General features: G+C 62.8%; 24 protein-coding genes. 11 read left to right on the top strand and 13 right to left on the bottom strand.

Features of this window, described 5'->3' with window-relative positions; translation table 11 throughout:
* The first annotated feature begins 58 nt into the window (after positions 1 to 58).
* Positions 59 to 922, top strand: a complete 864-nt coding sequence (locus KVY23_RS22570) for a phytanoyl-CoA dioxygenase family protein (protein ID WP_230558260.1) — start codon at positions 59 to 61, stop codon at positions 920 to 922.
* 21 nt (positions 923 to 943) lie between these two features.
* On the opposite strand, the gene KVY23_RS22565 is transcribed toward KVY23_RS22570, so the two are convergent.
* Together KVY23_RS22565 and KVY23_RS22560 are read right to left on the bottom strand one after the other, a co-directional pair.
* Positions 944 to 1,273 (bottom strand): hypothetical protein, encoded by a 330-nt coding sequence (locus KVY23_RS22565; protein WP_139318202.1) that lies wholly within the window; start codon positions 1,271 to 1,273, stop codon positions 944 to 946.
* A gap of 94 nt (positions 1,274 to 1,367) precedes the next feature.
* Complete coding sequence (locus KVY23_RS22560) at positions 1,368 to 1,649, bottom strand: LuxR C-terminal-related transcriptional regulator (RefSeq protein WP_075839896.1); 282 nt, start codon at positions 1,647 to 1,649, stop codon at positions 1,368 to 1,370.
* A 206-nt stretch (positions 1,650 to 1,855) separates the two neighbouring features.
* Between KVY23_RS22560 and KVY23_RS22555 the strand changes: the two genes are divergently transcribed.
* Positions 1,856 to 3,106: a TetR/AcrR family transcriptional regulator gene (locus KVY23_RS22555; protein ID WP_230558259.1), complete on the top strand. Its 1,251-nt coding sequence runs from the start codon at positions 1,856 to 1,858 to the stop codon at positions 3,104 to 3,106.
* 72 nt (positions 3,107 to 3,178) lie between these two features.
* Here KVY23_RS22555 and KVY23_RS22550 read toward each other — a convergent pair whose 3' ends face one another.
* Positions 3,179 to 4,771 carry an ABC-F family ATP-binding cassette domain-containing protein gene (locus KVY23_RS22550; RefSeq protein WP_230558258.1) on the bottom strand — a complete coding sequence of 531 codons (1,593 nt, stop codon included), beginning with the start codon at positions 4,769 to 4,771 and terminating at the stop codon, positions 3,179 to 3,181.
* Positions 4,772 to 4,972: 201 nt separating this feature from the next.
* Between KVY23_RS22550 and KVY23_RS22545 the strand changes: the two genes are divergently transcribed.
* Genes KVY23_RS22545 through KVY23_RS22535 form a run of 3 tightly spaced genes read left to right on the top strand, consistent with a single transcriptional unit; the run spans position 4,973 to position 8,423 of the window.
* Positions 4,973 to 6,172, top strand: a complete 1,200-nt coding sequence (locus KVY23_RS22545; protein WP_230558257.1) for a hypothetical protein — start codon at positions 4,973 to 4,975, stop codon at positions 6,170 to 6,172.
* Positions 6,169 to 7,554, top strand: a complete 1,386-nt coding sequence (locus KVY23_RS22540; protein ID WP_230558256.1) for a PQQ-binding-like beta-propeller repeat protein — start codon at positions 6,169 to 6,171, stop codon at positions 7,552 to 7,554. Before KVY23_RS22545 ends, KVY23_RS22540 begins: the two co-directional genes overlap by 4 nt.
* 59 nt (positions 7,555 to 7,613) lie before the next feature.
* Positions 7,614 to 8,423, top strand: coding sequence for an acyl-CoA thioesterase II (locus KVY23_RS22535; protein ID WP_230558255.1), 810 nt, complete (start codon positions 7,614 to 7,616; stop codon positions 8,421 to 8,423).
* On the opposite strand, the gene KVY23_RS22530 is transcribed toward KVY23_RS22535, so the two are convergent.
* Both KVY23_RS22530 and KVY23_RS22525 read right to left on the bottom strand, forming a co-directional pair.
* Positions 8,411 to 9,724, bottom strand: a complete 1,314-nt coding sequence (locus tag KVY23_RS22530) for a plasmid pRiA4b ORF-3 family protein (RefSeq protein WP_230558254.1) — start codon at positions 9,722 to 9,724, stop codon at positions 8,411 to 8,413. The genes KVY23_RS22535 and KVY23_RS22530 overlap by 13 nt on opposite strands.
* A 195-nt stretch (positions 9,725 to 9,919) precedes the next feature.
* On the bottom strand, positions 9,920 to 10,570 hold the full coding sequence (locus tag KVY23_RS22525; protein ID WP_374108758.1) for a vancomycin high temperature exclusion protein: 651 nt from the start codon (positions 10,568 to 10,570) through the stop codon (positions 9,920 to 9,922).
* Between the two features lie 124 nt (positions 10,571 to 10,694).
* Here KVY23_RS22525 and KVY23_RS22520 point away from each other — a divergent pair, with 124 nt between their 5' ends.
* Positions 10,695 to 12,320: a long-chain fatty acid--CoA ligase gene (locus KVY23_RS22520; RefSeq protein WP_230558253.1), complete on the top strand. Its 1,626-nt coding sequence runs from the start codon at positions 10,695 to 10,697 to the stop codon at positions 12,318 to 12,320.
* Positions 12,321 to 12,337: 17 nt separating this feature from the next.
* On the opposite strand, the gene KVY23_RS22515 is transcribed toward KVY23_RS22520, so the two are convergent.
* The 6 genes from KVY23_RS22515 to KVY23_RS22485 form a co-directional block, all read right to left on the bottom strand.
* A complete protein-coding gene (locus KVY23_RS22515; protein WP_230558252.1) occupies positions 12,338 to 13,123 on the bottom strand; it encodes a hypothetical protein in 786 nt (261 codons plus the stop codon).
* Positions 13,110 to 14,183: a hypothetical protein gene (locus KVY23_RS22510; RefSeq protein WP_230558251.1), complete on the bottom strand. Its 1,074-nt coding sequence runs from the start codon at positions 14,181 to 14,183 to the stop codon at positions 13,110 to 13,112. The genes KVY23_RS22515 and KVY23_RS22510 overlap by 14 nt, the downstream gene beginning before the upstream one ends.
* A 3-nt stretch (positions 14,184 to 14,186) precedes the next feature.
* The gene (locus KVY23_RS22505) at positions 14,187 to 14,471 is read right to left on the bottom strand and encodes a hypothetical protein (protein ID WP_230558250.1); all 285 of its coding nucleotides are present in this window, start codon (positions 14,469 to 14,471) and stop codon (positions 14,187 to 14,189) included.
* On the bottom strand, positions 14,468 to 14,749 hold the full coding sequence (locus tag KVY23_RS22500; RefSeq protein ID WP_230558249.1) for an SAV_915 family protein: 282 nt from the start codon (positions 14,747 to 14,749) through the stop codon (positions 14,468 to 14,470). The genes KVY23_RS22505 and KVY23_RS22500 overlap by 4 nt, the downstream gene beginning before the upstream one ends.
* Before the next feature lie 358 nt (positions 14,750 to 15,107).
* Positions 15,108 to 15,479, bottom strand: a complete 372-nt coding sequence (locus tag KVY23_RS22490) for a hypothetical protein (RefSeq protein WP_230558248.1) — start codon at positions 15,477 to 15,479, stop codon at positions 15,108 to 15,110.
* A gap of 9 nt (positions 15,480 to 15,488) precedes the next feature.
* Positions 15,489 to 15,995 (bottom strand): DUF3558 domain-containing protein, encoded by a 507-nt coding sequence (locus KVY23_RS22485; RefSeq protein WP_230558278.1) that lies wholly within the window; start codon positions 15,993 to 15,995, stop codon positions 15,489 to 15,491.
* A gap of 161 nt (positions 15,996 to 16,156) precedes the next feature.
* Between KVY23_RS22485 and KVY23_RS22480 the strand changes: the two genes are divergently transcribed.
* Complete coding sequence (locus tag KVY23_RS22480) at positions 16,157 to 19,441, top strand: DEAD/DEAH box helicase (RefSeq protein ID WP_230558247.1); 3,285 nt, start codon at positions 16,157 to 16,159, stop codon at positions 19,439 to 19,441.
* A gap of 43 nt (positions 19,442 to 19,484) precedes the next feature.
* Positions 19,485 to 20,450 (top strand): histone-like nucleoid-structuring protein Lsr2, encoded by a 966-nt coding sequence (locus KVY23_RS22475; protein ID WP_230558246.1) that lies wholly within the window; start codon positions 19,485 to 19,487, stop codon positions 20,448 to 20,450.
* Positions 20,451 to 20,670: 220 nt separating this feature from the next.
* Here KVY23_RS22475 and KVY23_RS22470 read toward each other — a convergent pair whose 3' ends face one another.
* Positions 20,671 to 21,435 (bottom strand): type IV toxin-antitoxin system AbiEi family antitoxin domain-containing protein, encoded by a 765-nt coding sequence (locus KVY23_RS22470; protein ID WP_308071113.1) that lies wholly within the window; start codon positions 21,433 to 21,435, stop codon positions 20,671 to 20,673.
* Between the two features lie 84 nt (positions 21,436 to 21,519).
* Complete coding sequence (locus tag KVY23_RS22465; protein WP_230558245.1) at positions 21,520 to 22,380, bottom strand: alpha/beta fold hydrolase; 861 nt, start codon at positions 22,378 to 22,380, stop codon at positions 21,520 to 21,522.
* A gap of 130 nt (positions 22,381 to 22,510) precedes the next feature.
* Between KVY23_RS22465 and KVY23_RS22460 the strand changes: the two genes are divergently transcribed.
* The 3 genes from KVY23_RS22460 (at position 22,511) to KVY23_RS22450 (ending at position 26,606) form a co-directional block, all read left to right on the top strand.
* Entirely contained in the window at positions 22,511 to 24,058 is a 1,548-nt protein-coding gene (locus KVY23_RS22460) for an FMN-binding glutamate synthase family protein (protein WP_230558244.1), read from the top strand.
* 236 nt (positions 24,059 to 24,294) lie between these two features.
* The gene (locus KVY23_RS22455; protein WP_230558243.1) at positions 24,295 to 24,666 is read left to right on the top strand and encodes a hypothetical protein; all 372 of its coding nucleotides are present in this window, start codon (positions 24,295 to 24,297) and stop codon (positions 24,664 to 24,666) included.
* Positions 24,663 to 26,606: a primary-amine oxidase gene (locus tag KVY23_RS22450; protein ID WP_230558242.1), complete on the top strand. Its 1,944-nt coding sequence runs from the start codon at positions 24,663 to 24,665 to the stop codon at positions 26,604 to 26,606. The genes KVY23_RS22455 and KVY23_RS22450 overlap by 4 nt, the downstream gene beginning before the upstream one ends.
* Positions 26,607 to 26,777 lie beyond the last annotated feature (171 nt).

Below are 26,777 nucleotides of genomic sequence, written 5' to 3'. Positions count from 1 at the left end.
CCTCCTGTGTGTTAGGAGTGGACGACGCAGCCCTGACGAGAATGAGGAGTGTTTCAGCGTGACCGTCGCAGTGGACGACCGATACGCAACCCGTGTGGCCCACGATCCAACGATCGTCGACCGCGTCGACCCTGTCGTCTGGTCCGAGGTGAACAACCCGGAACTGATCGGCTACGCCGAGGCCGGATATGCACAATTCGACAATGCCTTGAGTCCCGCAGACGTCGCCGCCTGCCTGCGTGAGATCGCCCGAATCGAAAGCGATGAATTGCTCGCGCACGATCCGCGCATCGTGCGCGAGCAAGGCTCCGCCGCAGTACGCAGCATCTTCGACATCCGCCAGCTCAGCCCTGTGGTGAGTGCCGCCGTCGAACTGTCCGGTGCTCGGCGACACGCACAGGAAATACTGGGCAGCGATGTGTACGTTCACCAGAGCCGGTTGAACTACAAGCCGGGTTTTCAGGGTGGCGCGTTCTACTGGCACTCGGATTTCGAGACGTGGCACGCAGAGGACGGGATGCCTCTGCCGCGGGCGGTGAGTGCGTCGATTTCACTCACGCACAACGAGATCTACAACGGGCCGTTGATGATCAGTCCCGGGTCCCATCGGCGATTCGTCCAATGCGTGGGCGCGACACCCGAGGCGTTCTACGAGGAATCGTTGGCTTCGACCCGACCCGACTTCGGCGTCCCCACCGAGCGCGACATCACCGCAATCGTCGACGAGTGCGGCATCGACGTCCTGACCGGTCAAGCGGGCTCGATGACGATGTTCGACTGCAACGTCCTGCATGCGTCGGCGGGAAACATCTCGCCTGTTCCGCGGGCGAACATCTTCGTCGTGTTCAACAGCATCGACAATCGTCTCCAGGAGCCGTTCTCTGGGAGCGAACCGCGCCCCGAGTATCTGGCTGCGCGCTGACACGGGCCCCGAGAACGGACGTCAGTCTGCGATGTCCGAATCAGGGCATCGGAACTCGCCGTTGCTCACCCGATCGGCGAACTGCTGTGGAACTGCGTACACCAGGTAGGAGCGAAGCTTGTCGGCCAGCGCCAATCCCACCGCGCCATGGGTGGTGAGATACGCGGCCAGCATTCGGTGGTCGAAGTTCGGGGCGGTGCGCACCTGAGACAAGCTGTGCGCGGTGACGTCGACGCGGCCTTCGGTCAACTCCGCCAATCGTGCCCAGGCAGCGTCCGTGACGGCCTGGCGCAATACTGCACGGTCGATGTCGACCGGGCTCTCGCAGCGGCCGATGACGGCGTCGCACACTGCGTCACTTTCAGGTATACCGATCGCCCGGAACCTCGACCACCGCGGATCGGCCTGCACGCCGCGAGCATCACACACGCCTATCACGGCCCAGTCATAGTTCGTCGAGTCCGATCAGCCCGTCCTGGACTGCGCGAGCCAACAGCGCCGCCTTGGTGGGGGCGGTTCGTCCAGCGTGGTGGTACTTGGTGCGAATGCGGCTGAGGTGGGTGTTCACCGTTCCTGGCGCGATGAACAGTGCCCGCGACACCGCGGACTTCGAGTCTCTGGTGATCCACGCGATCAACACCTCGACTTCACGCGCACTCAGTCCGGGATCCGTGCGCCGGGGCCGTCGATGATCCGACCCGTCGGACATGCTGGTGGCGATACTCATGTGAATCCTTGCTGTCGAGGCGTCACGGCCTGAGCGGACGTGCGTGCTGGAGCAATGACCATGCAAGTGCAAGTGCGTCGCGGGGTCACTCCAAGGACTGAGTGTCAGCGCACTCGAGCGATAGCAAAGACTCTCTTCGTGTGCTGCGAGCTGTCCTACCCTGCCGCTACAGTGGCGGTTCGTAGGGGGCTTCGACGGGGGGCACAGTGACCAAGCGGGATGCGGCGACCGGTCAATTCATCGACGCCGGGATTCGATCGTTGATCGACAATCCCCGGCAGGTTCTCGAACGCGGACTTCGCAGCGAGGAGATCGTCAACGAGTCGGGGGCGTCACAGGCGACGTTCTTCAGAAAGTTCTCGACGAAGAGCGAGTTCGTCGACGCCGTGGTCACCGAGCTCACCGCGTCGCGGTGGCACTCCCCCGACGAGATCATGCAGGCCGTCGGCTCCGAGATCACGACCAATGCCCAGGCCCTCCGTCCGACCGTGATCGCGCTGGTCGAGAAGTGGTTCCCCGCGCTGACCGACGACGCCGCGACATCGACGGAGTTTCTGGCCCGTGTCTTCGGCAACGCGCACGCTGTGAAGTCCGGCTACGACAGACGCGACCAACTGGTTCTCGCGGCATACGAAGCGGTGTTCGAACGATCCAACGCAGCGCTGCGCCGACCGTTCGCAGCGCGCACGTTTGCCGTCGCGGTCAACGCTCTGCTCGACGGGTTTCGCGCCCGTAGTGCGTTCGATCCCGCCTCGGTGACAGAAGATCTCGTTTCCGATTCGCTGCTCGCGCTGCTCGGCGCGGTAGTCGATACCACCGGGATGCACCAGCACCTCGACGACATGGTCGGCCCCATCGAGACCTTCGCCGTGCCGCGCGAAGTACCGCGCGACCCTCGCGCGGCCATCATCGCGGCAGCTCGCACCGAACTCGGCAAACGCGGCTATTTCATGACCAGGATGGACGACATCGCCGACAACGCCGGCGTACCACGAGGCGCCATGAAAAGACTGTTCCCGACGAAGCCGCACATTCTGGTCGCGGCCCTGCAGTCACGTGTCGACGCGCTGCGCGAAAGCGTCGCCGACGACATCCTGCTCGGACTGGACGAAGTGTCGATCATCGACAACTTTCTGCTCCGGTGCGCGCAGCTTGCGGCCGACGAGATCGCGTTCATGGATGCCCTCCTCGTCGCCGTCGCGCACGATACCTACGGCGAACCAGAGGGACTGCTGTCGATCAAAGAAAAGCTGAACATCCCAGCGATCATCGGACCGGTGATCCAACAGGGCCAGGACGCCGGGACGTTGGCGCTCATCGGAACGCCCGCGGACCTCGCCGCGGGGATCACAAATACGTTGCTGATGCGGTGCTTCACCAGACGCTCGGTCAGCCCCGAGGACAACGCCGCATTCATCGGCAACCTGCTACTGCGTGGTCTCGGGACCAAAGGCTGAAAGGCGCTTCGCCGCATGTGCGCGGAAATACGTGTCCCACTATGTATTTCCGCGCACATGCGGCGAAGCTGCCTACATCTGCACCCCGGCGATTTCCTTTACACTGCCGTGGCCGTCGAAGGACAACTGCCGGAACGCGACCTTCTCGACGAAGAACCGGTCGTGACTGACAATGATCACCGCGCCGGGAAACGCCATCAGGGCGCGCTCGAGCACCTGAGTGCTCTGCAGGTCGAGGTGGTTGGTCGGCTCGTCGAGCACGATGACACCGGCCCCGAACAGTAGGCATTGCGCGAGTGCGACGCGCGCCTTCTGGCCGCCGGACAGCACGCCGATGCGAGTCTTGAGGTCCATTTCGGAGAACTGCAGCAACGTCAGGAACCGGTTGACTTCCTTCTTCGTCGCCGTCAGGGCGAGACTGTCGGGCATCGCGTTCACCGAGTGGGTGACGGTGTCGTCGAGGTCCAGATCGGCGAGCACCTGGTTGTAGTAGATGAACGACGGGGCCTTCGTCTTCCATTTGATTTTCCCACTGTCGGGCTTCTCGGACTCGGTGAGGATGTCGACCAACGTGGTCTTGCCGCACCCGTTGGGGCCGGTGATGGCGATGCGGTCCCCGCGGTGGATGCTGAACGACAGGTTGTCGAACAGTTGCTGCTCGCCATAGCTTTTCGAGATCCCAGCTATCTCGGCCAGGTTGTCGTGCACATGCAGTCCGCTGTAGATAGCCGTCACGACGGTATCGACCGGCCTCGGGTTCTTGCTCTTCTTGATGTTGGCGAGGCGGCGCTTCAACACCCCGGTGGGGTTCTTGACCGCTTCTTTTCGGTCGCTGATCGCTTCCTGCTCGTACGCCAGCAGTTGCTGCTCGTTGCTGAACTCGCGTTCGAGATTCTTGAGTCGAAACTGTTTCTGCTGAACGTAATCGGAGTAGCTGCCGTCGTAGGTCTGCAGGTGGTGATTCTCGATCTCGACGATGCTGGTGACGACCTGCTCGAGAAAGGCCCGGTCGTGCGAGACGACAAGGAGGGCGCCCCGGAAGTCGCGCAACCACCGCTCGAGCCAGGCGATACCTGCGACGTCGAGGAAGTTGGTCGGCTCGTCGAGCAGCAGCACGTCGGGCGCTTCGATGAGAATCTTGGCGAGCGCCGCACGGTTGCGCCAACCGCCGGACAACCGTCTCACCGGCAGCTCGCGGCGGTCGGAGTTGAACCCCAGCATCGAGAGCACGGTGTCGATGCGCTGCTGGTAGGTCCATCCGCCGCTGTTCTCCATGGCGTCGAGCAGCTCGGCTTGTCGATCGACGAGTTTGTACATCTGCTTCTCGTCGAGATCGCCGCCGAGGGCCGCTTCGACCTCGGCCAGCTCAGCCTCGATGGCATGGACCTGCGTGAACAGCGACTCCAGCTCGGCGGAGATGCTGCGATCGCCATCGAGTTCGGAGAACTGTGAGAAATAACCGATGCGCGCACCCTCGGTGACGTCGACGGTGCCGGAGTCCGGTGCTTCACGACCCAGCAGTAGTTGCAGCAGAGTCGTCTTACCGGTGCCGTTGCGGCCGATGAGCCCGATTCGATCACCGTCGGCGAGTTTGAAGAACACCTCGCGCAACATCACCTTCTGGTCATATCCCTTGGCGACGTCGTTCAGGCGAATCCAACTCAACGAAAAACAACTCCTGGGAATGAGGGGCGGGGCCCGCTCACTCTAGCTGTGACGGCGGCTCCGCCACATGTGCGCGGAAATACATAGCCCGCTATGTATTTCCGTGCACATGCGCGGAGCGCCTCTGCTCACTAACAGAACGAATGGTATGAATGGACGACCCGGCGACGGCCGCCGGTGCGGTCGACGCGAGCGAGGGTCATGGTCGAGAACGAAACGCCACCTCGACACGATGCGGTGATGACGGCACTGGTCATCGTATCGATAGTGGCCACCGGCATCATTTTCGCCGGTCTCACGGCCACACCCGAAGAACCCGAATTGACGGTGCAGCCCACCACGACCACACCCCTGCCGCCTCCACCGCAAGAGGAGGAGTACATCCTCGTCACGCCCGAGGTGGCCTACCCGACCGAGATTCCAGGTTGCGATTCCGTCGAGGAACCCGTCGAACCGGTGTACTCCAGCTACATGAGTGACGGCCTCGCGTCGTACGACAACCCCATTGCCCCGTGGTTCAGCGGCCCCAAGGCCCACCTGATGTCGAAAGCTCTGCTCGCTGCGCTGCCATCCGATCTCGAATTCGAGGACGGCCGCATTCCGTACTTCGATCCGATTCCCGTGTACGAGGGTGCCGATTTCACGATCGACTCGACCAACGCCTACGGAACGATCGGCTTGGACGACGGGTCGGGATACCTGAGCGTCGGCGTCGCGCAGTTCTCGGAGGAGATACCACCCTGCCTCGCAGGGACTCTCGACGAACGCCGCACCCAGTCCGATGGGACGGTCGTCGACATCCACACCACGTGGCAGGAAGTCAACGGCGAACGCACCTCGACCCGCAGCGCCATCGCCTATCTGACCGACGGATCGCAAGTGTCGGCCTACACCTCCGCGATAGGCGACGCGGATGCGGTGCCCCTGTCCGTCGACGAGCTCGTCCGCATCGTCACCTACCCAGGGCTCGATACATCCACCGCTCCCCCGCCCGGGACGCCGGGGAATTCGATGGAATGCACTCCATACGGGACGGACACGACGAGAAAACTCTCACCCGACGACATCGAGACGCTCAATCGCGCTCTGCAGCAGGCTGCTACGGGTGGGCTGGCTCCGTCTCCGCCACTCGGCGCGTTGCGCACGAGCTCGTGGGGTTACGGCTTGTGTCAAGTGGTGAACAGCGCCGCAGGCGCGTTGACCGTATCGGTTGGAGGCGCTCCGAAACCCGATGCCCCCGATCCGGATGCGCCCGTGCCCGTCAGCGGTCCGTATGGCGGTGGCACAACCGTTTCGGTTCCGACCCCGTCGGGGCTGGGAATCACGGTCACGACGGATAACTCTTGGGATCCGGCCGACCTCGAACGGATCGCAATGACACCCGGGTTGGACATTCCATGAAACCAGGTACACAACTGGCGGTGGCCGCCGTTGTCGCGGTCGTGACCGTGTCAGGGGCGGCTGTCGTACTGACAAAAGACCGGACGACGACGATCAAACGCATCACCGACGCCTCCGCTGCCGCCCCGGGAGTGGCCTGGTCGGTAGACGTATCCGTGAGCGGTCTCGACGGCGCCGTATTTGCCGATCCGCGCACCGGTTCGATGTTCTCGTGGGGCGCCAACTCCATACGCATCGACGAACTTCTCCTGACGCTGGCAGTTGTCCCCGATGACCTGACGACGTCCAACGCAGTGATGCTGGCGATCGACGCGGACACCGGCGGCGTGCGTTGGAGGGCGCCGGCCGTCGACCTTGCTGCCTGCGCGGAGGAACCTCTGGACGGCCAGCTCGTCTGCCAGGTACCGTCGTTCGGCGAGAGACCGGGATTGACGACGTTCGACCTCGAGACGGGCACCTCTCGGCACTTCGACACCGACCCCTATCTCTTTGCGACCACCGTGGCGAACGGCAGTCTCTACCTGGCCGAAGGCAGTCTCGAAGACGCCGATGTGCGGCTGCACCGCGGAACGCTCGAGGATTACGACGCCGACTGGAGCGTCCCGCTCGGCGTGCGGGGAAGCTGGGAGGAGCAGTACGCCGACCAGCTGAAAGTCGGCCCGGAAACCGGGCATTTGGATCTCACCGGAAGTTTCACCACATTCGACGCACAGACCGGAACAGGGCTGTGGTCGACCGACGTCCTCGACGACTGCGTGATCGCGCAGTACAGAACTGCCGGCGACCTTGCCGTTGCAACCAACTTCGACTGCGATGGAAGCTCTTCCGATGTCACGGGGACAACTGCCTATTCGGGCGACGGTGAAGTTCTGGCCACGTACGAAGGCCCCGCCGAGCACTACCTCGCCGTCGACGAACCCGCAGACGCGTCGGTGCCTGTTGTTCTCGGCGACACTGCTTTCGACCGCGCCACCGGCGAAGAACTGTGGAGCAGCGAGTTGCTCGTCTTCGATCGGCCGGCGGACGAATGGAACGAGGCTCGAACCGTCGGTACGTTGACCGCGGTGGTCGACCATATCGGCATCGCGTCGTGCGAGCAGCAGACAGTTGGCATCGACCTTCACTCGGGCGAGCAACTGTGGACCTCCGAAGACAGAATCGGCTCGATCCTCGCTCGCGACGGTGACGCTGTACTCATATCCAAAAACGGCGAGCTCTCTGCTGTCGACGTCCGAACCGGCACGCAACTGTGGTCCGCCGAGTTCTCGAACATGCTGGCCGAGGAGTCGACCTCGATGGATACCTACGTCGACGGCGGTGACGGTACCTACTTCCTGCAAACGGGGTCGGCGCTGGCGCGGCTCGATCCCTTGCCGGGCTGAATCGCCGTTCCGGCTACTATGACGCGCAGCATAGAACCGCCGATCAGCCCGGGAGAGCAATGACCGACACCACAGCGCGACACCCCTTCGACGACGCGCTCGAGCTCGAGACCTTGAGCCCGGGCCTCTACCTGGGCCGCACCTCGGCCCCGTACAACAACATGGTCGGCCCGTTCGGCGGGCTCACGGCGGCGACGTTCTTGCGGGCGATCGAGCGGCACCCGGACCATCTGGGCGATCCGGTGTCGCTGACGATCAACTTCGCCGGCCCGGTCACCGAGGGTGAGTTCGAAATCTCCACGCGCGCGGTGCGCACCAATCGCAGCAACCAGCACTGGTATCTCGAACTCAGCCAGGACGGTGTGGTCGCGACTACCGCCACCGCGGTATTCGGAACGCGTCGCGAGACCTGGAACGACGCGGAGGCCTCACCACCTTCGGTCCCTGCTCCGTCCGAGGTCAAGGCCGGCGGATTCCCGGACTTCATCGCCTGGGCCCGCAACTACGAGATGCGTTTCACTGCTGGGGCATTGAACGAGGAGGAGTCCGCCGACTCCACCATTTCACTGTGGGTGCGCGACTTTCCGTCACGAGCACTCGATTTCGCATCCCTCACATCGATGTGCGACATCTTCTACCCACGCATCTTTCAGCGCCGCGGCAAATATGTTCCCGCGGGCACCATTTCGCTGACCATCCACTATTTCGCCACCTCCGAGGACCTCGCGAAGCAGGCCGACTCCTACGTGCTCGCTCACGCTCACTCGCGTCGCTTCAACCGGGGCTACTTCGACCAGTCGGCCGAGCTTTGGGGCAGCGACGAATCACTCCTGGCCACCAGCCACCAGGTGGTGTACTACAAGGACTGATCAGGGAGGAGACACTGCGTGGCGAACACGCGGCCCCACTCGGGGCCGTGTCCTTCTCGGCCTATCGACGACGGGATCGCCCCGATGAGCACGAGGAAGTCCAGGGTCGGGCGAGCCAGGTACTGCATGAACTCGGCTTCGCGCGGGGGCACGTTCCACCCGATCAGCTGCATCGACTCGAACATCATCGGATTCCGATCGCTCTGATCGCCCCCCGCAGCCACGGACGCGAGCAGGAGAAGCCCGGCGTCGAGCTCATAGTCCTGAGCGCCTGTTGGCATTCTCGACGCCGCCCGCTTCCACAAACCGACGGGATCGTCGACGAGCTTCTTTCCATCGCGCGTCAGAAGCAGTCGTCCCTTCAGCACCTTGACCAGACCGAGTTGCTTGACGGCGTGACGAAGCCAGTGAACGGGTTGCTGGTCGACCTCGCGGTTCGAGTTCCCCATCCACTCGCGAGCCCATTCGAGCTCATTCCTGATCGCGGCCACCTCTTTCGGCGGCAGGTAACCTGCAGCCGTGAGCTTCACTCCGTCCTCGCCGATGCGAGTGAGAAACCACATCAGTTTCTCCATAGCCACCGAAGCGACAACGGGGTCGATATCGGCGTTGTCGAAATCTACGCGGGCAAGCATTTTTCCTAGCTGGACGTGATAGTTCAGCGGTGCCCGCTCGAACAACGCCGCGAGCATAGGAGCGCGGTCTCGTACCGTGAACTCCAGTCGAGTCAGCGCTCGCCTGGCGTCGATCCTCTCGTTCGCCTCGGCCACAGAGAACCGGTCGAGGTCGCGGTCGCCGAGCCATCCGACGATATCCAGATGCTCAGGGTGATTCACATCGACCATGGCCGCGCGTACCTCACCGTAGCCGTGCGCCCCGCCACAATCCTCGGGTGGGCAAGCCCCCTCGCCACCCAGGCAGATTGCGGAGGTAGCGCCCTGCCCAAACCCGTCGACAATCAGTCGGTGGCCCCAACTGTCCCCGAAGTCGTACTCGTAGCCGAGGCTGTCCCCAACCTCGCTGAGCAAATCCCCGACGCGAAAGTCGTCCTCACACAGTCCGGTGCCGTCGTCGTCTTCATCGAGTGAGAAACGCATCTCATATCGCTGTCCGTCACCAAATGACTGCTCACCGGCGAAGAACATATGGAGATGCCGATTCTCCCAGCCCATGACGTCCTGAATGACGTCGTGGAGCTCGGGCAACAACATGTCCGACGGCACTTCGACGAGCCGCCAGACCTGCGGCGTCACGTCGTCGAGCGTGATCTTGATCGTCAGGGATACACCGTCGTCAGTCATTGCCACGATCATAAATGCGACATTGCCGGCCCGTGCAGAGCCCGGCTCGAACCGGAGCGAATGTCACCTTCGGTCACTTTCGCCGCAGCGAATGGCGCACCCGGTCACTCAGAGTGTGCGAATGGCGCATTCGGTCACCCAGGAGCCGGGCGCATTCGGTCACCCAGGAGCCAAGTGATTCTGTCCGACAATTGCTCAGCCGACGGCGATGAGCGCGTCGTCGGGCGGTGTCTGGACGGCAGGCGGTCGTCCGGACATGAGGTCCAGAACCACCTTGGGCCGGGCGAGCCATTCGCGTCCGAAGTTGCGCGCCAGAGCCATCGGGTTACAGTCGCACTCGGCGTCGACTCCGTGGGCGTCGATGCCCGCGTCCCGGCACAGGGCGACCGCACGCGAGACGTGCAACCCTTGACTGACCACCAGTGCATCGGTGACGCCGAATGTTTCGGCCGCTCGCACACAGGAATCGTAGGTGTCGAGTCCATAATCGTCTCCGACGATGATGCTGCTGTCGATGCCCGCGTCGACGAGATAGTCAGTCATGGCGGCAATTTCGTTGCCGGATGCCCCGTTAGCGTCACCGGATACCAAAATGGCCTGCGCCCGCCCCGATTCGACCAGGTCGACTGCTGCGTCGAGCCGTCCGGTCAGGTACTTCATCGGCTTGCCGTCGCGAACCTGCGATCCCAGGACGAGCACGACCGGAGCGTCCGGTGCGTCGGCGACCTCATGGACCCGACCGTACGATTCGTACGCCACCCAGCCGGCCGAGCCGAGCACGACGGCCAGCACGAGCGCAACACCGGCACCGACGAGACGTACAAGCTTGCCTCCCACACTTCTCACGAGCGGGAACCCTACGGGGACGCATTGTGAGTGCTCTGTGAGTGTTCTGTGAAACAGAATTCCGTAGTGTGGCTAATGTGATGCACGGCACATGCAATGATCGGACCCGAGGAGTGGCACACACATGAAAAGCACCATGCAAGACACCCCGATGTCGATCGGCCAGCTCGTTCGGTTCGGGACGTCCATTCATTCGTCGGCCGAGATCATCACCTGGGGCGACAACGGCCCGACGACGGTGACCTTCGGTGAACTGGGCAAGCGGGCCGCCCAACTCGCACACGGGCTCCGATCCATCGGAATCGACGACGATCAGCGCGTCGCGACGTTCATGTGGAACAACTCGGCGCACATGGAGGCGTACATGGCGGTGCCCGCGATGGGCGCTGTACTGCACACACTCAACATCCGCCTGTTTCCGGAGCAGTTGACCTATATCGCCGAGCACGCCGAGGATCGCGTGATCATCGCCGACGCGAGCCTGCTCCCCCTCCTCACGCCGCTGCTACCGACGATGACGACCGTCCGGCACCTGATCGTCGTCGGCGCCGATCTGTTGGATGTGCAGGCGCCGGACGGCATCCAGGTTCTGGGTTACGAGGACCTCCTGGCGGGCAACCCCGAGGAGTTCGACTGGCCCGAACTCGACGAAACATCCGCTGCAGCAATGTGTTACACCTCCGGTACGACGGGCGACCCGAAGGGCGTCGTGTACTCGCACCGCTCCATCTGGCTGCACTCGATGCAGGCGTGCATGACGGACGCCATGGCCATCGCCCAGTCCGACAAAGTCCTCGCCATCGTGCCGATGTTTCATGCGATGTCATGGGGTCTGCCGTACGCGGCCCTGATGGTCGGCGCGTCGATCATCATGCCGGACAAATACTTACAGCCGGCACCTCTGGCGAAAATGATCGAGACGCTGCGCCCGACGGCTGCGGCTGCGGTTCCGACCATCTGGCAGGCACTGCACGCACATCTCGCCGAGCATCCAGTCGACTTGTCGTGCCTGCGCGACGTGGTCGTAGGCGGGAGCGCATGCCCACCGAGTCTGATGCGCGCCTTCCACGAGGAGTACGGCGTGCACATCACCCAGGCGTGGGGGATGACCGAGACATCCCCGCTGGGCACCTCGGGGCGTCCCGACGCCGGACTCTCCCCCGAGGACGAGTTCGACCTCCGTTGCACGCAGGGACGATTCGTCGCCGCAGTGCGCGCCCGAATCGTCGACGATGCAGGTAAGGAACTGCCGTGGGACGGCGAGCACGTCGGCGAACTCGAGGTACGTGGTCCCTGGATCACCGGAAGTTACTACCGCGACGACGCATCGGACAAGTTCGACGACGGTTGGCTGCGGACCGGTGACGTCGGCACCATCTCCCCCGGCGGATACCTGAAGCTCACCGACAGGTCCAAGGACATCATCAAGTCCGGTGGCGAGTGGATCTCCTCGGTCGAACTGGAGAACCACGTGATGGCGCACCCTGATGTACGCGAAGCCGCTGTCATCGGTGTGCCGGATCAGAAGTGGGACGAGCGACCCCTGGTCGCCGTCGTGGCGAAGGACGGCGCCGAGGTATCGGCGGATGAACTACGCGAGTTCCTGGTCGGACGCGTCGCCCACTGGCAGCTCCCCGAGCGTTGGACCTTCATCGACGAGGTTCCCAAGACCAGCGTCGGGAAGTACGACAAGAAGCGTCTGCGCAGCTCACACGCCGACGGAGGGCTGAACGTCATCGAGCTGGTGTGAGGGCTGAACTGCCGGCTTCACGGGCGGATATTCACCAATCGTTCCGCGGCGGCCTCGGTCCCGAGTTCGACCCTGGCCGCCGGATAGTCGATGTAGAACCGTATCCACTGCGCCAGGACCATCGGGTGGACATCGAAGCGCCGGCAGTCGAGTCCGATTGTGGGTGCGGTGTTCAACGATTCGAGCTGCCACACGAAATTGGTCGTGTTGCGCCGGTGGAGCATGTCGGTGTTGACGCTGATGAAGACCTTTGGATCGTTCGCCGGAGGCAACGAGACTGCGACGACGCCACTCCATGGCACCTCTGCCTCGCAGGACCACCCGCGGAAACGGATACCCTCGTGGCTCAGCGAGACCCATCCATTTCGTGTTGCGCCTGTGGCCACCGGGAACAAGAAGCCGACTACGAACAGTGTCCCTACCCCGAGAGCGTGGTAGACGTAGCCGCCCACGGCGACCGCAAACCCTGTAGCCATGATGACGACCGACACGACCGCGGTGCACAGTAGAACCAGGGTCCACTTGTTCTGACGCACAGTAGACCGGTCGACGCAGCGGCGTACGGACTCCCCTACCGTGGTCGACGGCAGAAAACTCCACCTGAACATGCACGCTGTGATCCACATCCCGGCGAAGCCGCACACGGATGCGACGAACGCCCAGTTGCCGAGCATGAGGGCTCCAACCAAAACGAAAATGGAAAGAAACACCATCGTGCCGGCAACTACGGTGAGGAAGATCAAGCCCCTCTTGGACAGCTCATAGGTGGGACTGCCGATACGCCACAGGTCAGAAGATCGCATCCCACACCCCCGTCGCCAGTTCGCCAATCGCCGCACCCGTATCGGCTACCGCGGCCGCACCATCGCCGATCGCGTCTCCGGCGCTACCCAACCCTTCTGTGTAAAGGGTGTCAACAGCTCCTGAGGTGAAGATTCCGACAACTGCGCCGCCCCCCGCGCCAACTAGGGTGCCAACCCCCGGGATTGGGATGAGGGAGCCGATCGCCGCCCCAGCCAGGACCGACGCACCGAACCCCAGGCCACCCGACACAATTGCCCTGTCTACCGGCTTGCCGTTGTGGATGTCGTAGGCAATCCCAGCTACCGCGAGACCACCGTTCAGTCGTCCTGCGATTCGCCCGGCGTTCGATTCGACTTTCTTCGCGGTATCGAGCAAGTCTTCTGCGTTTTGCGCCGTTGTTCGCGCCCAGTCGAAGTCACGGTAGATCTGTGAGGCCGGCGTTCCGGGCGGGGCAGACCGTGCTAGATCCAGATACCGGGTGGACTCGCGCGCCAAGAATGCGGCGTGCCCTGTCATCAGCGACGAGTGCTTCAGGGCCAGAGCCTTCCCAGCCCCACTCAAGAGGTCAGCAACAAGGAAGAACCACTTGTCCCGGATCGTCGCCCACACGTTCTTCAACGTTTCGCCGACGAGCACTTGGGTCTGCAGATTCGCTGCGACTGCGTGCTGGATGGCGTTGTACGCGGAGACCCGTGCCTCCGATTGCGACCCAGGATCCTGGATGATGTTGTCGATGAGCGTCAGACCGGCGGCTGACGCGTCGGCGCGCACATCGGCCATGTCGTTCTGCGCTTGCTGCAGCCCCGCGGCGAAATCATCGACTGCGCGGGCGAACTCTCGTGCCGCCAGAGCCATCTCGTCGGCGCGCTCAGCACCGTTGGTCAGCTTGCCTACTGCGGCCTGAGACGCCGGCCCGTCCCAGGCAGCGTCCACATTGTTTCGCGCTGAATATATTGCATCAGTTGCCTGTTCGATCGTCGCAGCAAATGATTCGCGTAGCCATCGTGCACTGGCGCGCACCGATTCAGGATTCCCCTCGACGGATGTGTCGATGCTCATTGCTTACTCCACCCACACCGAGTTGTTGATCGAATCTGCAGTCGCGATGTCTTGATCGGCATACCGATCTGCGCATTCGATCAGCACATCACTCATTCCGCGCAACCCTGACACCAGTTCACCGCCGGACTCGGCGAATACCGACAGGATTCCGAGTATCGCCGCCGTGCCGACCCCTCCGTCCACGCTCGACGGCACCGATCCCGCCAGCTCGTCGGCGCGGTTCGAAGCAGCGGCAAGGGCCCGCGCTTCGGCCCACAGAACGTCCGGCTCAACGAAGAGACTCATCGGCTCGCCGTACGTTCGTGCTCCGGAACCACCACATCCAGCAAGACGAGATCGAACGGCGACTCCTCCCAGAACAGAGTCAAACTCTCCGTCGCTACCACCATCCACGGATGGGTCTCACCCATACAGGCGTGAAGTCGATCAAGTGCGGAGTAGACGAGCAGCGCCGACCGCCCGTCGCGAGTGGTCCGCAACTGCACCCGTGCGTCCTGCGCCACCACTGTCTCGTCTACGCATGGCAAATAGAGCACTGGCGGAAAATCTGCCGGAATCTTCATCGAGCCCTTCCCCGACGCGATCATGCCGACCGCACTACCAAGTTGGACGCTGGCTGCCGCGCAAAGGTTCCGTTTCGGGCTACATTCGCAAAAGCCAGCAGCTTGCACTCCTCAGTCGTCGCCCTCGACGCCATACCTCACGGCGAGTTCGGCGAGACCGTCGTCGTAACCCTGACCGATCGATCTCTCGGTGGTCCCGGCGTCGAGCACGGCAGTCGCGATGGTCGACTCACACCCCTTGCTCGCTGTCCCCGTCGATAGTCATCGGCACTGCGCCATCCGAGGCTTCTGGAGCGTCGTAGAAAACGAAATCGTCATCGCTCGACACCATTTCGTCGTTGTCGACTCGGGGTCAGAGCTACTTGGGACCCCGCGCCGCGATATCGGCGGCGTTGTCCTCGTCGCCAGCGTCCGTACTGTCGAAGAACTTCTTGAAGACGACCTGCATCTCCCTCACCACGTCGATGTGACTCTGCAGCACATCGACCATGTTGTCCTCGCCTCCCACCGCCTTGGCGGCAAAGAGGTCACGCAACTCCTGGCCTGAATCGAAGTCACCGAAACCGTCTATGTCGGCCAGCGTCCTCGCTGTCTTCTGATGCTCGATGAGTTTGTCGATGTATACACTGCATGCTTCGCTACAAGCTTTGGCAGCAGCCTCGTTGAGAAAAAGATGCCCCTGATCTGCCGCATCCGCGAGAGACTGCCAATACGTTGTTGATTCGCTCATTGCATTTCCTTACCTGGGAAGGGGCGGCAATAGGTGTTCCAGATCCGTGGCATGAGTCCGCACGATCCCGCATGGGTCTGATCGCGGTTCGATTCCGCCTGCGAAGTCGACTGCGAACCATACGACTCCGGTAGGCACAGCCACAAAGATGTTGCAGTCTTGGACCGCGTCGGAAACGCCGCTCTCGTACTGAAAGGCATCGCGGTCACCGATTTGCAAGTCACGTCCGTTCAGTCTTCTTTTGTCATCCCTCGCGTCGCTAACCTCATGTTCATTGGAGGAAAACACGCTTAGGAAATAGGACTGACGTTCCGCCGGTGCACGGTACGTACACAAAGCCCAATCGTCGACGACGATGCCCTCGTCCCATCCCACGTCTCGATAGGTCGGATCCAACCCCGTCGCCTCGATCGCTTCGTCCGGAATACTGCACGGATCCCACCGCTCACGCGCGACGGCAGTGCCCTCCACGTCGCCGCCGCACCCCACCAGCAGAACCACCCCGGCAACCACCATCGCCAACGCCTTGCGCACCCGACCCCCTCGATTACCTCGATCGATAGATTAGACGCAATCTGGGACTCAGCGGTTCCATCCGCGTCGGAGTCGGCTACAGCGGCGTCGGAGGCTCCATTCGCCGATCGGACCCTGTCGGTCCCCCGCCCTACCATGTCCGCATGCCGTCGACACACGACCTGCCGCCCATGGACCGGATCAACCTGCTGGCTATCCGGAGCCGCCTCGGCTCGTCGACTGTAGCCAAGGGCGAGCAGTACTTCAGAGCGAGCAACGTCGGGGCACTGAATTGGTATACCGACGAGGCACTGCTCATGGCGACAGTCAGCGGCAACGCGCGGTGGCCGTACGAGACCGGCCTGCACATGGTGATGCACAACGGCCGCCCTGTTGATCTGGACTTCGGCGAGTGCACCTGCCCTGTCGGCTACAACTGCAAACACGTCTACGCAGTACTGCTCCAAGCCGTTCACGACACATCAAGGAAAGCGCAGCCAGCGTCCTCCGCACCAGTGGTCCAACACTGGTCGCACGCCTTGTCGGCGTTGAGGAAGCCGGTCGACCCCCTATACACCGGAGCTGCAACACAACAGTTCGGAATTCAACTGACCCTGTCGGCTCCCGCCGACAATCCTCCGTACTTCCGGTTGTCAGCCCGTCCGGTGAAGTTGAGCGAGCGCGGCGCCTGGGTCACCTCGGGCCTGTCCTGGGATCGACTCCCGAACGGATACAGCACCGAAGCCGCCCAGCAGATAGCTGTACTGCGCGAAATCCACGCACTGTCACTCGTCAAGTCCAGACGGCACAACTCGTACTACTACAGCCAGGGAGCAGCGTCGATCCAGCTGTCGGAGATATCCAGCCGCCTGCTGTGGGATCTCCTCGACGACGCCGTCGACTACGGGGTAGCGCTGGTCAACTCCCGTAAAAGCCTCGGCGAGGTCAAGATCTCACCATCTGCACGCTTCGACATCGACGTCACAGCACTCCCCTCCACCGAACTGTCGATGGTGGGTCGTATCTTCATCGGCAACGCGCCGATCGGCAGGGATCAGGCCGGATTCCTCGGCCCCGACGGCACCGGAATCGTGCACTGGGATGCCGATGCGCCCGCGGATGTATCGCTGCGAGCGTTCGGCCTTGCCCGATTCGACACACCCCTACCTTCCGCACTGCACTCGATCGCAACTGCTCCAACTCCCCTGCTCATTCCGACGAGCGAACGATCCATCTTCGCCAGCGAGTATCTCCCAGCACTTCGCTTGGGTGCGCCCGTCGTCTCGTCGGACGAGTCCTACCACCCTCCGGTAGTTCTCGGACCAGAACTTCGTTTGAACGTCGTCTACTCAACAGGGCACCACGTCACCACAGATGCGCATTGGAGCTACCGAATCGACGAGTCCGAGGTCCTGATCCCCGCAGACCGTCCGATGATCGAGGACGGCACCCGAGACACCTCCGCCGAAACGGCGATACTCGACGCCGTGCGCGCAATTCTCGGCGGCGAACGCGTACCGAAAACGGTTCTGCCGCCCTTCACCGTTCAGGGCATGGCCGCCGCTCACTATCTGACGGACTCAGTGCCGCAACTTCGAGAAATCGAGAACCTCCAGATCGACGTCAGCGGGGAGCCTCCTTCGTTCGCCGACGTCAGCGACGAGATCGCCGTGTCACTGAGTACCCGAGCAGTCAGCGATGACAACGACTGGTTCGATCTTGGCATCGTGGTAACCGTGGACGGGGCCAAAATTCCGCTGTCCTCGATGATCACCGCACTGGCCTGCGGTGATTCGCATCTACTGCTGCCAGACGGACGATACTTCGACCTGCATTCGCCCACGTTGACGAAGCTTCGTGAATTGATCGACGAGGCGCGTTCGCTTCAAGACGCACCGGACGGGCCACTGCGGCTGACCAGGTACCAGGCCGGGCTATGGGAGGAGTTGGCCGCTCTCGGCGTCGTCACCCGCCAGGCAAAAGCATGGCGCGCGCAGGTGTCCGGGCTCCTCGCACTGGGTGGCATCGAACCAGCGGTGGCACCGTCAGGGCTGGACGCCACTCTGCGCTCTTACCAGGGCGAAGGCCTGTCGTGGCTCAGCTTCCTGTACGAGCATGGCCTCGGCGGAATCCTCGCCGACGACATGGGCCTCGGCAAGACGATCCAGACGCTTGCACTGATCACGCGTGTGCAGGAGACGTCGGGCATCTCCGCGCCGTTTCTTATCGTTGCGCCGTCCAGCGTCGTCCACAACTGGGCGCGAGAAGCGCAGCGGTTCACTCCTGGACTCAAAATCGCAACGGCAGCCGAGACGGTGCTGCGCCGCGGAACAACCATCGACGAGCTCGCGGGTGGCGCGGACATTGTGATCACGTCGTACACGATATTTCGGCTCGACTTCGACGACTTCGATTCGGTGGGCTGGTCGGGTCTCATTCTGGACGAAGCGCAGTACGTCAAGAATCACCAAGCCAAGTCGTACCAATGTGCCCGACGGTTGGCCGCACCGTTCAAACTGGCGATCACCGGCACACCGATGGAGAACAATGTCATGGAGCTGTGGTCGCTCCTGTCGATAGCTGCGCCTGGCCTGTTTCCGTCACCGAAGAAGTTCACGGACCTCTACCGCAAGCCGATCGAACAGGGCGGTGACACAGCGGTACTGGACCAACTGCGACGACGGATAAAGCCCCTGGTGCTGCGCCGCACCAAGGAACTCGTCGTCGCTGACCTTCCTCCCAAGCAGGAGCAGACCGTCGAGGTCGACCTGCATCCGCGACATCGGAAGCTCTACGACACCACACTCAATCGCGAACGTCAGAAGATTCTGGGGCTGATCGACAACCTGGACAAGAACCGATTCACCATCCTGAAATCACTGACGCTGTTGCGGCAACTGAGTTTGGACCCCACGCTCGTCGACGACAAGCACGCGAAGATCCCAAGCGCGAAGACTGAAGAACTCGTCGCGCAACTGACAGAGATCGCGGCGGGCGGGCATCGTGCGTTGGTCTTCAGTCAGTTCACCCGGTACCTCGGGCGCGTGCGAGACCGCCTGAGCGCCGAGGGTATCGAGATCGAATACCTCGACGGCAATACCAGGAACCGGGCTGCAGTAGTCGAGAGGTTCCGCGAAGGCGATGCGCCGGTGTTCCTGATCAGTCTCAAGGCCGGCGGCGTGGGGTTGACCCTCACCGAAGCCGACTACTGCTTCGTCCTCGACCCCTGGTGGAACCCTGCGACCGAAATGCAAGCGGTCGATCGGGCGCATCGAATCGGACAGACGAAGACGGTGTTCGTCAATCGGTACGTCTCCCGCGGCACCATCGAGGAAAAGGTGATGGCGCTCAAGGAGCGCAAAGCGAAGCTGATCGCCGGGGTCATGGACAACGGAAATACCTTCGATGGCGGTCTGACCGCCGACGACATCCGCGCGCTGATCGAGTAGTGCCTCCGACGCACAAGCCTCTCACCATGGCAAGATCGGCCAGGTGGAGCTACTGATCGCCAAGAATCCCGATCCGGACTCTTCGCTGCCCTACCTCCTGCGGATTCCTTTGTCAGGGACACCGCTGCTGCGGGCGCGCGACGTATGGCCACGTACCAACGCCGTGTACTGCCACCCCGTCGCGGACAGCGAATGGCCCGCGGAACCCGAGATCGTCGAACGCATCGAACTGCGGGTGTGTGAACGGCGTGGCGCGGCCATCGACATCATCGCCACCCGAGCCCGAGAGAATCGCTCCCAGATCGTGTTCACCACCGCCCGCGGCCGCGACATGGTGTTCTGGCAGTCACCTCGAACGCGTACACAATCGCGACCCAAGACCGCGCCATCGCGGTCCAAAGCTTCCGGAATCGCCGAGCTCGACATCATCGTCGACTCGCACGAAAGGTACGCGTACGGCTTCACCCAGCAACGTGCAAGCGTCACCAAGCGAGCTCTACCGTGCGGGGACTACGCAATCGCTGTCGACGGGAAGATCGTGGCATCCGTCGAGCGAAAGTCGATGGCCGATCTGCTGTCGAGCATGACCTCGGGCAAGCTGCGCTACGCGATGGCACACCTTGCAGCCCTCCCCCGGGCTGCGGTGGTCATCGAGGACCAGTACTCGGCGGCGTTGTCGTCGAAGTTCGTGTCCGCGAAGGACGCAGCAGACGGGCTCGCGGAGTTGCAGGTCCGCTACCCTTCCGTGCCGATCGTCTTCGCCCAGACACGCAAGCTCGCCGAAGAATGGACCTATAGATACCTCGCCGCTGCCGCAGTCTGGGTTGCAGGCGACTCCGAAGCTCTCGCCGGCTCCGTTCCGTTGACCACTGCGACACCGGCGAAGAAAGGCCCACCCAACGCAACTATCCGCGCCTGGGCACGTGACAACGGCTACGCAGTCGCCGACCGCGGTGCAATTTCCCGCGAGATACGCGACATGTTCGACCAACAGAATCCGCCCGCGTAGCTGGCTCTTTGCGACTACTCCGCGGCCACAGTTCAGGCTTCGAACCACCGAGCCCCTGTGAGCGTCAGTGTGGTGGGGATCGAATCGGGTGCATACGACCGCGGTCAGCGCGGCTTGGTGCACCGGATCCGATCGACTGTTGCGACGATTTCGGCCACAACGTGTTCCGGCCGTTCGGTGAGGTCGGCCCAGGTGTAGCGGAGGACCGTCCAGCTCTGGCTCAGTACGTTTTGCCTGCTCCGGTCCCGCTGGAACGCATCGCGTCGGAATGGAAGGCCCATCCGTCGATCTCGACAGCCACCATCTCGTGGGGGAATGCGATGTCGATCTCGTAGCCGCCCCACCTGAAGTTGACCACCCAGCCGCGGATCTTCTGGACCCGGAGTTCACGAACCAGCAGGCGCTCGCCCTCTGATCGAGCGCCACCCTCGGCCGCTTTCAGCAGACGCTCGGCCTTCGGTGCGCCAGTTCGGCCCATGTTTCGGGCGTGTGCACGTCGCAACCCCTCCAGATTCGTGTGGCGCTGCAACGCACGATCCATGATGTGCGCTTTACCGACGGATGCTTCAAGGACTGTCAGGTCGAGTGACGTCACCCGAAGCCCACGGCGCAGCACGACATCTTTGGGGTGCACGTCCCGTCTCCGGAGTCGGCAGCCATCGGCGCGGCTTCGACCCGCGCGAGGAACGGTGACTTCGATGACGCTGGGCACATCTGTAATCACGTTGTGCCAGACTGCCGCGGCCTCGCCGCTCAGTACAGCGTTCATCCCTGCGCCCCACACTGTGCACCGAATGTGGGCATCGGTCGTGAACGGCCGGTTCGCGACGAAGTAGACACCACGGTTGTGCACGCACCAGGCATCTGAGCGGACCAGGCGGTCGATCGAATCGTCGCTCAGGCCACAGTGGCGTGCCTGCGCACGGGTGATCACTCCGTCATGCTGCGCCAGCCATTGATCGAGCATGTCCCTATTGACGCTCATCGGCGTGGGACGGTTCCATGCAGCGAATCGGGTGCAGCTGACCACGCTGGCCACGGTCAGCTGCACCCGATCAGGTACGCCCGGTCATGCGAGCACCTCGCGCAGTCTTGCCGCGAACTCCACCGGCTTCCCTGTCTGACCGAACTCGCCTCCGAGAAAGCCGGAGTGGCCGCTCGGAAACACCGTCGCGTCGATACCCAGCAGCGCAGCAACGGCATAGCCGGCGCGACCTGCCATCTCACCTTCGGACGGCCCACCCGATTCTTCACCCACGGCGACCACGATCGTCGTCGGCGCAGATCTCAGGGCGTCGACATCGGGCACGAAATCCACTGCGCCACCGCGTAGATTGGCGATCAACGGGTCGGTGCGCGTGCCGTCGTCCTGTGTCGGGAGCCCGAACGCTGATGGGTCCGGCGCCGGTTGCTGGAGGTAGCCGGAGTCGAGTTCGCCTCGGTGCATCACCAATGCGATGAACTTGGCCATCGCCGGACCAGTGCCCGAGGAATCGTAGGTGGATACGATGTCCGAACACACCGCCCGCAGCGTGTCGCGATCCGGAAGCGTCCCCCCTGCGGGCGGTTCATGTGCCACCAGGACGCGGACATCGTCCGGGTACTTCGCCACGAGGGCGAGCGCGTTGACGGCACCGCCGCTAGAGGCGAACATGTCGACGGGCCCCAACGCCTGCAACACGGCATGGAGGTCCTCTGCGTGCTGCGCAGTCGTCACGGCTGACGTCGGATCCTCCCGCTTGCTCCGACCAGTGTTGCGAGGGTCGTAGGTCACCACCGTCCGATCGGTGAACTGCGACGCGAGAGTGGTGAACCCGCTGGCGTCCATCGGCGAACCGACCAAGACCAGAGGTACCGCATCGGGTGACAACTCGCCATGGACGTCGTAGGTGAGGGTTGCGCCGGGAACATTCATTGTGAAGGTGCTCATGCAAGGTCAGACTCCGACTGCACGGAAAAGTCATCGGTCGCCCACCGCAGTCTGTTGGTCGTCGAAATGTCGTCCATTGTTTTTCTGACCGACTTCGCACTCCACCCTCGTCGGTGCAGTGTGTTCGGTTATGGCATCGAACTGGGCTCGAGTACTGTCCGCTGCACCGATCGCGGGAGTGCTCGGTCTCGCGGCGTACGACCTGACACAGAAGCGTCACGCGATACTTCGCAACTTCCCAGTCGTCGGACATGCCCGGTACCTACTCGAGGCAGTTGGGCCTGAGCTGCGCCAGTACATCGTCAGCGGGAACGACGAGGAGCGCCCGTTCAGTCGCAATCAGCGCCGGTGGATCTATTCGTCGGCGAAGTTGCAGAACAACTATTTCGGATTCGGCGCCGACAACGACACCGAGTTCTCGCAGGGCTACCCGATAATCAAGCACCGCACGTTCTCTGACATCTCCCCGGCAACCGCGCAACCCATCGGGGCCGGAGACATCGTGCCAGCCGCGAAGGTTCTGGGAGGGCACCGTGAGCGGCGGGGTGCGTTCCGCCCGTCGTCGGTCGTCAATGTGTCGGCGATGAGTTTCGGGTCGCTGTCGGGTGCGGCGATCGAGGCCATCAATCGGGGTGCCGCGGCTGCGGGGTGCCTGCACAACACGGGCGAGGGTGGCCTGTCGCCGCACCACAGGCACGGCGCCGATCTGACACTCCAGATCGGCACCTCGTACTTCGGGTGTCGGGACCAAGGCGGCCGATTCGACATACATCGCCTCAAGGATCTGGTCGAGGCGAACCCGATCAAGTCCATCGAGATCAAACTCAGCCAGGGTGCAAAACCAGGACTCGGCGGGTTGCTGCCGGGCACGAAAGTCACTCCGGAGATCGCGAGAATTCGCGGTATCCCCGAGGGGGTCGACTGCGCAAGTCCGTCGAGGCACTCCGAGTTCGACAGTGTCGATTCGATGTTGGATTGGGTCGAGATGGTCGCCGACGAGACCGGCGTCCCGGTCGGCATCAAATCGGCCGTCGGCAACATGGACTTCTGGTCCGAACTGGTCGACCTGATGAGCACCACCGAACGCGGCGTCGACTTCGTGACCATCGACGGCGGAGAGGGCGGAACCGGGGCTGCACCGTTCCTGTTCAGCGAGTCGGTGTCGCTACCCTTCCGCGTCGGCTTCGCCCGCGTGTACGAGCAGTTCGCACGTGGCGGAGTCGCCGATCACGTGACGTTCATCGGTTCCGGCAAGCTCGGCTTGCCCGACAACGCGGTCGTAGCGTTTGCGCTGGGATGCGACATGGTCAACGTCGGACGTGAGGTCATGATGTCGATCGGCTGCGTGCAGGCGCAGAAGTGCCATACGGGCAAGTGCCCGGCCGGTGTTGCCACACAGGACAAATGGCTCGCCCACGGCCTCGATCCACTGAACAAGGCAGACCGTGCAACCAACTACCTGCGCACCCTGCGACGCGACCTACTGAAGGTTTCGGAGGCATGCGGTGTCGCGCACCCCGGCTTGATCACCGCAGACGATCTCGACATCCTCTACGGACACGAGTCGGCAACCTCGCTGCGTGAGGTGTACGGCTACGAGTCGAAATGGGGAGTCCCCAACGAATTCGACGCCGCTGAAGTCGTCCGTCTGATGAACGGACCTGCCGCGGGCCACTGAGTGTTCTGGCACATTCCAAGCGCCTTCAACGTCCTGGGCCTGGCCGTCGGCGGTATTGTTGTCATCAGCAGCCTCCGTCGCGATGGCTCTGCCGGGCAATCGTGCGCACCTCGGAGGACTCGACGTTCGAGAAGTACGAGGGTCTGCGCAGTTACACACCCCTCACACGATTTGCGAGAACCAGTAATGGTCTACCCATAGCGTCAGAATCCACAGTCGACGACGGGAGTGCACCAATGTGGATCAGCAGATTCGCTGCTGCGCTGGCGTTGACCTCCGCGGTTCTGCATCTGCGCATGGGTGTCGCCGATTTCTCGGACGCGATCCTCGCGGCAATGGCTTTGCTGTGCGTGTTCTGCGCCGTCGACCTGTGGCGATCCCACGAACTCCGGCCGTGGGTAATGGTGGCTGTCACGAGCGCAGGGATGTTGCTCGCGCACTCGGCCTTCCCCTCAGGCCACCACCATGTCGTCAGCCAGACACCGAGTATGTCTGCCGCATCCGCCGTCGCCGCGCTGGAGTTGTTCCTCGCAGGGTCCGTCGTCTTCTTTCGTACCCGCAGAATTCCGTCCGAGTTTTTTCCCAACCGATTGCAGGAGCTTCGATGACCGACACGTTCGCGACCGTCACCACCCACCCACTGGAGCCGCTCAGCCCGCTGGAGATCGCGCAGGCGTCGGCGATCGTGAAACGCGAACAGAACCTCACGTCCTCGGCCCGATTCGTCTACATCGAACTGCACGAACCGTCGAAAGAAGCTCTGAAACAACCACTTTCCGACCGTCAGGCATTCATCGTGCTCCGGGACCGCGGCGCCCAGGCCACGTTCGAGGCCGTGGTTTCGCTCACCGCCGATTCCGTCGTCAGCTACACCGAGATCGCCGACGCCCAGCCGCCCATCACGCTCGAAGAGTTCCTCCAGTGCGAGGAGGTCATCAAGGCCGACCCACGCTGGCAAGAAGCGATGATCAAGCGCGGCGTCACCGACTTTTCCCTCGCGATGGTCGACAAGTGGGCCAGCGGCCACACCATGGACGAGGACAACCCCGGTGGTCGACGCCTCGCGCGGCCACTGACTTTCGTTCGTAGCGAGGCGCAGGAGAACGGATATGCGCGGCCCGTCGAGAACCTGGTGGTGACGGTTGACATGGACACAATGGAGGTCGTCGATGTCGCCGATACCGGTGTAGTGCCCATCCCCCAGTCACCCGGAAACTACCTGCCCGGCTTCTACGAGCGCCCCGGGAACGTGCCCGAGTTCACGCAGCAGCGAGCACCGATGAAGACCATCGACATCACTCAACCCGACGGCCCGTCCTTCACCGTCGACGGCCATTACGTCGAGTGGGCCAACTGGCGGCTACGCGTCGGCTTCACCCCGCGCGAGGGATTGGTGCTGCACGAGGTGAACTACGTCGACCGCGGCACCGAGCGTCCTGTCATCCATCGCGCGTCGCTGTCGGAGATGTATGTCCCCTATGGCGATCCCGGCGACAGTCAGTGGAACAAGAATGTCTTCGACGAGGGTGAATACGGGTTGGGTGTGCTCGCGAATTCGTTGCAGTTGGGCTGCGATTGCCTCGGTGAGATCCACTACTTCGATGCGTATGTCAACGATCAGGACGGTCAGCCGATCGAGCTGCCGAATGCGATCTGCATGCACGAGGAGGATTACAGCATCGGCTGGAAGCACACAGATTTCCGCGACAACCTCGGCCAGGTTCGGCGCAACCGCCGGCTGGTGGTGTCGTTCTTCGCGACGGTCGGCAACTACGACTACGGCTTCTACTGGCACCTGTACCTCGACGGTTCGATCGAGTTCGAGATCAAGCTGACGGGCATCATTTCCACCGGTGCGATCGAGCCCGGCCAGATCCCGGAGTTCGGCACTCTCGTCGCTCCCGGTCTGTACGGTCCGCACCACCAGCATTTCTTCAGCGTCCGGTTGGACATGAAGGTCGACGGTGAACGCAACAATCTGTACGAGCTCGAAGCCGAGGCAGTGCCTGCCGGGCCGGAGAACCCGCACGGCAACGCGTGGCGTCAGACCAAGCGGCAGCTCACCACCGAGTCCGAGGCGCAACGCGTCGCAGATCCGTTGAAGGCGCGAACGTGGTTGATCGCCAATGCCGACAAGAAGACCAAGCTGGGTGGGCACATCGGCTACAAGATCGAACCGTCGGGCGCCGTCGCGTTGCCGCTGGCGCAGCCGGGTTCACAGCAGGCCCGGCGGGGTGGTTTCGCCACCAAGCATCTGTGGGCGACTCCGTATGCCGACCGTGAACGATATGCGGCGGGCGAGTACGTGGCGCAGAATCCGGGACATGACGGGCTTGTTGCCTATACCGCGCAGGATCGTTCGATCGACGGCGCTGACCTGGTGATCTGGCCGACGATCGCTGCTCACCACGTGGTTCGGCCGGAGGATTGGCCGGTCATGCCGGTCAGTCATGTGAGTCTGCACCTCAAGCCCACGGGCTTCTTCGACGGCAATCCGATGCTCGACCTGGCGCCGGAGGTCCCCAAGACCGACGGGCATTGCTGCTAGGCGGCTTCGCCGCATGTGAGTGAAAATACGTGTCCCACTATGTATTTCCACTCAGTGATACTGGAGTTGTTCGTTGAGGCGGGAGTTTGGCTCGTTTCCGCTCTGACGCCGTTGGCTGTCCTTCATGTGATGTGTCGGCTCTCGCTTCGACGGACAACGTTCACACGCGAC

This window comes from Rhodococcus sp. I2R (genome assembly GCF_020889545.1).
Lineage (GTDB): Bacteria > Actinomycetota > Actinomycetes > Mycobacteriales > Mycobacteriaceae > Rhodococcoides.
The sequence above is the reverse complement of the archived record's forward strand: the minus strand, read 5'-3'. Positions and strand labels throughout refer to the sequence as shown.

Excerpts from the sequence above, each read along its gene's own strand:
- KVY23_RS22545 (WP_230558257.1), top strand. The coding sequence starts at position 4,973 with ATGGTCGAGAACGAAACGCCACCTCGACACGATGCGGTGATGACGGCA.
- KVY23_RS22500 (WP_230558249.1), bottom strand. The coding sequence starts at position 14,749 with ATGAAGATTCCGGCAGATTTTCCGCCAGTGCTCTATTTGCCATGCGTA.
- KVY23_RS22480 (WP_230558247.1), top strand. The coding sequence starts at position 16,157 with ATGCCGTCGACACACGACCTGCCGCCCATGGACCGGATCAACCTGCTG.
- KVY23_RS22530 (WP_230558254.1), bottom strand. The coding sequence starts at position 9,724 with ATGACTGACGACGGTGTATCCCTGACGATCAAGATCACGCTCGACGAC.
- KVY23_RS22560 (WP_075839896.1), bottom strand. The coding sequence starts at position 1,649 with ATGAGTATCGCCACCAGCATGTCCGACGGGTCGGATCATCGACGGCCC.
- KVY23_RS22470 (WP_308071113.1), bottom strand. The coding sequence starts at position 21,435 with ATGAGCGTCAATAGGGACATGCTCGATCAATGGCTGGCGCAGCATGAC.
- KVY23_RS22460 (WP_230558244.1), top strand. The coding sequence starts at position 22,511 with ATGGCATCGAACTGGGCTCGAGTACTGTCCGCTGCACCGATCGCGGGA.
- KVY23_RS22465 (WP_230558245.1), bottom strand. The coding sequence starts at position 22,380 with ATGAGCACCTTCACAATGAATGTTCCCGGCGCAACCCTCACCTACGAC.
- KVY23_RS22490 (WP_230558248.1), bottom strand. The coding sequence starts at position 15,479 with ATGAGCGAATCAACAACGTATTGGCAGTCTCTCGCGGATGCGGCAGAT.
- KVY23_RS22505 (WP_230558250.1), bottom strand. The coding sequence starts at position 14,471 with ATGAGTCTCTTCGTTGAGCCGGACGTTCTGTGGGCCGAAGCGCGGGCC.
- KVY23_RS22540 (WP_230558256.1), top strand. The coding sequence starts at position 6,169 with ATGAAACCAGGTACACAACTGGCGGTGGCCGCCGTTGTCGCGGTCGTG.
- KVY23_RS22485 (WP_230558278.1), bottom strand. The coding sequence starts at position 15,995 with ATGGTGGTTGCCGGGGTGGTTCTGCTGGTGGGGTGCGGCGGCGACGTG.
- KVY23_RS22450 (WP_230558242.1), top strand. The coding sequence starts at position 24,663 with ATGACCGACACGTTCGCGACCGTCACCACCCACCCACTGGAGCCGCTC.
- KVY23_RS22520 (WP_230558253.1), top strand. The coding sequence starts at position 10,695 with ATGAAAAGCACCATGCAAGACACCCCGATGTCGATCGGCCAGCTCGTT.
- KVY23_RS22510 (WP_230558251.1), bottom strand. The coding sequence starts at position 14,183 with ATGAGCATCGACACATCCGTCGAGGGGAATCCTGAATCGGTGCGCGCC.
- KVY23_RS22515 (WP_230558252.1), bottom strand. The coding sequence starts at position 13,123 with ATGCGATCTTCTGACCTGTGGCGTATCGGCAGTCCCACCTATGAGCTG.
- KVY23_RS22535 (WP_230558255.1), top strand. The coding sequence starts at position 7,614 with ATGACCGACACCACAGCGCGACACCCCTTCGACGACGCGCTCGAGCTC.
- KVY23_RS22455 (WP_230558243.1), top strand. The coding sequence starts at position 24,295 with ATGTGGATCAGCAGATTCGCTGCTGCGCTGGCGTTGACCTCCGCGGTT.